The sequence below is a fragment of the Aurantimicrobium sp. genome, assembly GCF_036667855.1.
Taxonomy (GTDB): Bacteria; Actinomycetota; Actinomycetes; order Actinomycetales; family Microbacteriaceae; genus Aurantimicrobium.
The window spans coordinates 1-4,769 of the sequence record NZ_JAVWTF010000075.1; the positions used below are offsets into that span (position 1 = coordinate 1).

Genomic DNA, 4,769 nt, shown 5'->3' on the forward strand with positions numbered 1-4,769 from the left:
GGAGCAAGAAAGCCTTGCCCTGAGCTGCCTGAGCGAGGCGATCACGCAGAGTGTCTACCTCACCGGCGAAAACGAGAGGTGGGTAGCTTGCCAAACGCTCAGAAGCGGACTTAACCGCTTCAGCGTTGGGCCACAGTGGCTGCTGCTTGATGGGAAGAGTGCGCCAATAGTCCAAACCCTCGATGACGGACTTGTCAGCGACGATGTTGGGCTCAATTTGGCTAGCCACGAAGGTACTCCCCTAGATGGTGATGATTATTGTCTCTGGAACTATTTCCTCACGAAATAGCAACCTCACAAGCTTATCTTGCGTTGACAGGGCGCTTTTCGCGCACGGAAGACGCATAGACGTCTTCATACTGCTGTCCTGACAGGCCAGCGAGTTCATAAATGATTTCGTCCGTCACAGCGCGGAGGATGAAACGATCACCCTCCATGCCCTGGAACCGTGAGAAATCTAAAGGCTCACCAATGATGATGCCGGGACGGCGCATCTTGGGCCATTTAGCACCAATGGGCATGACCTTTTCGGTGTCGATCATGGCAACAGGAACAACGGGAACACCCGACTCAAGAACCATGCGAGCGATTCCGGTACGACCACGGTAGAGCTTGCCATCAGGTGAACGGGTTCCTTCAGGATAAATACCCAGTACACGACCTTCGGCAAGTACACGAAGACCCGTGTTGAGGCTCGCTTCAGAGGCTTTTCCACCCGAACGGTCGATGGGCAACATACCCGTGCCCTTCATGAACCACTTGGTTGCCCAACCTTTGATGCCTTTTGTCGTGAAGTATTCACTCTTGGCAAGAAAAACCATGTCCCTGTCAATGCAAATAGGGAGAAAGACAGAGTCCACAAAGGAGAGGTGGTTACTGGCCAGGATGACAGCGCCCTGTTTGGGGATGTTGTCAGCGCCGGTCACCCACGGACGGAAGATGCCCTTGAGCAACGGTCCGGCGATGACGTTCTTCATCAGCCAATAAAACATAGCTTCAGCTTACCGTTAGAGCTTTTCTGCATGCTTGCGTGCCAGGTCAGCCGCCCCGACCACACCAGCATCATTGACAAGTTCAGCAATGCGAAACTCTGGCTCAGGGTGATAACCCTTTGCTGACACATTTGCCAAGAAAGAGTCGCGAATGGGCTTGAGAAGGTGCTCACCTGCAGCTGCGACTCCCCCGCCAATGACGTAGACCTGGGGGTCCAAGACAGCTGAGAGGCTCGCACAGGCAATGCCCATCCAATTTCCGAGAGTGCTCACTGCCCGCCAGGCAGCTTCATCACCGATTTCGAGAAGTTTTTTGCCTTGATCAGGATCTAACTCAGGGTTACCTGTTTCTTCACGTAGATAGCGCAGTAGTGCACGTCCGGAGCCATATGCTTCGATGCAGCCGCGTTGACCACATCCACATTCGAGTCCATTGGGTTCAACCCGCAAATGTCCAAGTTCTGCGCCTGCACCAAAGCCACCCGTAAAGAGCTCACCATTGGCAATAATGGCGCCGCCCACTCCCGTGCCAATCGTCAGCATGGTCATGTGGGTAAAAGATTTTCCTGCGCCAAATCGGTACTCAGCCCATCCGGCAGCATTCGCATCATTTTCGATGACGATTGGAAGATCAATTCGGGCTTCCAGCTTGTCTTTGAGGGGTTCATTGCGCCATGCGATGTTGGGGGCGTAATAAACCGTGGATTGTGCAGCATCAATGAAGCCAGCGGCAGCAACACCCGCTGCACGAACCGGGTTGCCAGCACTGAGTTCTTGAATCAGCCCAACAATGGCATCTTCCATTGCTTGAGCGCTCTGCGCAGGTGAAGGAACTTGGGTCTGGGAGATGATTTCGCCCAGATCATTAACCAACGCCCCCGCGATTTTGGTCCCCCCAATATCAATGCCAATCGAATACACAGGAAACTCCAAGAAAGAAGCTGGACGGAGGGAAAGGTGGGACTACTAAAGTGTAGTTAAGACAAAGGAGTTTTCCATGGCCTCGAGCATTATTCAGTTCGATACACCCGCACTCGTTCCCGCTGATCCTCAGGCCAACACAACTCAGGTACTCCTTGATCGGATCCGAGAAACCCCTAACGGAGCACTTTTCTCAATCCCTGTTGGTGATGGTTGGCAAGATGTCACCTCGACAGAGTTTTATAACCAAGTAGTGGCCCTTGCTAAGGGATTTATCGCGAGCGGTATCAAGCAAGGTGACCGCGTTGGCCTGATGTGTAAGACCCGCTACGAGTGGACACTCATTGACTTTGCCATGTGGTTTGCCGGCGCAGCCCTAGTCCCCATTTACGAAACCAGTGCACCCAGCCAGATTCAGTGGATTCTTGAAGACTCTGAAGCAGTCGCATTAATAGTGGAGACACCACAACATCTTGCACGTTTTGAAGAAATTCGCTCGGATGCTCCCTTCGTGCATTCAGTCTGGCAAATCGATGCGGGGGATCTCGAAGCTCTCGTTATTGCCGGTACTGGCATTTCAGATGATGAAGTAGAAGAACGTCGCTCGTCACTGCACGGCAGTGACCTTGCAACTTTGATTTACACCTCGGGTTCGACCGGCAAGCCCAAGGGCTGCGTGTTGACTCACTCCAACTTCTTGGAGCTTGCACGCAATGCCCGGGCTGCCGTCCCCGAGGTGGTTAACACCCAAGCTTCTACTCTGTTGTTTATTACAACCGCACACATCTTTGCCCGTTTCATTTCCATCCTCGCCATTGAAGGTGGCGTGAAAGTGGGCCACCAGGGCGATACGACTCAGTTGCTTCCTGCAATGCAGTCTTTCAAGCCTTCCTTCCTCTTGGCAGTTCCTCGTGTGTTTGAAAAGGTCTACAACTCAGCTGAACAAAAAGCGGAAGCTGGCGGTAAGGGAAACATCTTCCGCGCTGCAGCTAAGACTGCTATCGAATACTCCAAGGCTGAAATGGCGGGACATATCCCCCTCGGCCTCAAACTCAAGTTCGCCGTCATGGACAAGCTTGTGCTTTCCAAGCTACGAGCAGCTCTCGGAGGTCGCTGCACCTACGCCATTAGCGGTTCGGCTCCTTTGGGTGACCGCTTAGGTCACTTCTACCACGCACTGGGCCTCGTCGTTCTTGAAGGTTATGGCTTGACTGAAACAACAGCCCCCATCTCCATCAACTTGCCATCCAAATTCGTGATTGGAACAGTTGGTCCAGCTCTTCCTGGCTGCTCAGTTCGCTTGGGCGAGGATGGAGAGATTGAAGCCGCTGGAATTAACGTCTTCAAGGAGTATTGGAAGAACCCTCAGGCAACTGCTGAGACCTTCCACGATGGCTGGTTCAAGACAGGTGATATTGGTGAAATCGACAAGGACGGTTACATCACCATCACAGGTCGCAAGAAGGAAATTATCGTCACTGCAGGTGGCAAGAATGTCGCGCCCGCATTCCTGGAAGACCCCATCCGCGCGAATCCTGTGATCAGTCAGGTGGTCGCCGTGGGCGATGCAAAACCTTTCATCTCTGCACTCATCACGTTGGACCCAGAAATGTTGCCCATGTGGCTGACGAACAACAAAATGGATCCCACCATGACCATTGCTGAAGCAGCTAAAAATCCAGCAATCATTGCAGAGGTTCAGGCCGCAGTGGATCGAGCGAATGCCCGTGTCTCACGCGCTGAATCTATTCGCAAGTTCACCATCTTGCCCATCCAGTTCACTGAAGAATCAGGACACCTGACTCCGAAGATGAGCATCAAGCGCAATGTCATTGTGAAAGATTTCGCTAACGAAATCGAAGTGATGTATTCAGGAGCTTCTGGAGCAGTCGACTAGAACCAATCGCTTTCGCGCACTTGCCGCATAGCTTCTTTGCGGGTGGGTTGATCCAGTCGGTCGAGATAGACCAACCCATCTAGGTGGTCACATTCGTGCTGCAAGGCTTGGGCCATCAGGCCTTCACCTTCGAGTACGACTACATTGCCATTCAGGTCAATGCCTTCGACTTTGGCATAGGGGTAGCGAGGCGTCTTGAACCACAGACTGGGAACACTCAAGCAGCCCTCTTCAACGAGTTCAAGTTCACCACGGGTCTCCACAATGCGCGGATTGATGATGTAACCGATGTCACCGTGCACGTTGTAACTGAACGCACGTAGTCCCACACCAATTTGGGTAGCTGCGACACCGGCGCGTCCCGGAATCTTGACGGAATCAACGAGATCTTCAATAAGCGAACGGATCTTGTCATCGATGACGACAATCTCATCTGTTGGGGTCTTGAGAACAGGGTCCCCAAAGATGCGGATTGGACGTTCAGTCATTGGCTTGAGAAGGCTTAGAGACCATCAACCACGAGAGAAGCGAGCTGACGAGCTGCTTCCTGGGTCTCGGGCTTAAGCTTCTTGAAGTCGATGTAGGAACCAGCTGCAAGTATGGCATCGTAAGGAATACGCACTGTCTCGCGCACACGAGACTTGAAGTGATCTTCAATTTCGCGCAGTTTGATCAGGTTGGTGCCTTGTGTAGCGGTGTTGATAGCGACGATGGTGTTCTTGACCAGGTCGCCATAACCGTTGGATTCAAGCCAGGTCAGCGTCTCAGAAGCAAGACGAGCCTCATCGAAGGAACCACCAGAAACGATGACCAGGCCATCAGCGCGCTTGAGGGTTGCACCCATCACCGAGTGAATGATTCCGGTGCCACAGTCGGTGAGTGCGATCGAATAGTAGCGACTAGCAAGATCGGCAACGATGTTGTAATCGTTGGCACCAAATGCTTCGGACAGGAATGGG

Annotated in this window: 5 protein-coding genes and 1 pseudogene; 1 reads left to right on the forward strand and 5 read right to left on the reverse strand. The window is 52.7% G+C overall.

Annotation, left to right across the window (positions count from 1 at the left end; all coding sequences use genetic code 11):
- The 3 genes from RR877_RS09745 to RR877_RS09755 all read right to left on the reverse strand — a co-directional run.
- On the reverse strand, positions 1-229 hold a 229-nt coding region (locus RR877_RS09745; RefSeq protein ID WP_332628076.1), incomplete at its 3' end, for a 3-deoxy-7-phosphoheptulonate synthase.
- A gap of 73 nt (positions 230-302) precedes the next feature.
- Positions 303-992 (reverse strand): lysophospholipid acyltransferase family protein, encoded by a 690-nt coding sequence (locus RR877_RS09750; protein WP_110233510.1) that lies wholly within the window; start codon positions 990-992, stop codon positions 303-305.
- A gap of 15 nt (positions 993-1,007) precedes the next feature.
- Entirely contained in the window at positions 1,008-1,913 is a 906-nt protein-coding gene (locus RR877_RS09755) for an ROK family glucokinase (protein ID WP_110233512.1), read from the reverse strand.
- Positions 1,914-1,989: 76 nt separating this feature from the next.
- On the opposite strand from RR877_RS09755, the gene RR877_RS09760 reads away from it, so the two are divergent.
- Entirely contained in the window at positions 1,990-3,810 is a 1,821-nt protein-coding gene (locus RR877_RS09760) for a long-chain fatty acid--CoA ligase (protein ID WP_332628077.1), read from the forward strand.
- Here the strand turns inward: RR877_RS09760 and def are convergent.
- Positions 3,807-4,298, reverse strand: a complete 492-nt coding sequence (gene def, locus RR877_RS09765; protein WP_332551440.1) for a peptide deformylase — start codon at positions 4,296-4,298, stop codon at positions 3,807-3,809. The two genes, RR877_RS09760 and def, sit on opposite strands and share 4 nt — an antisense overlap.
- Before the next feature lie 14 nt (positions 4,299-4,312).
- A pseudogene (locus RR877_RS09770) lies at positions 4,313-4,769 on the reverse strand (MinD/ParA family protein); the annotation flags it as partial.

Excerpts from the sequence above, each read along its gene's own strand:
- def (WP_332551440.1), bottom strand. The coding sequence starts at position 4,298 with ATGACTGAACGTCCAATCCGCATCTTTGGGGACCCTGTTCTCAAGACC.
- RR877_RS09760 (WP_332628077.1), top strand. The coding sequence starts at position 1,990 with ATGGCCTCGAGCATTATTCAGTTCGATACACCCGCACTCGTTCCCGCT.
- RR877_RS09750 (WP_110233510.1), bottom strand. The coding sequence starts at position 992 with ATGTTTTATTGGCTGATGAAGAACGTCATCGCCGGACCGTTGCTCAAG.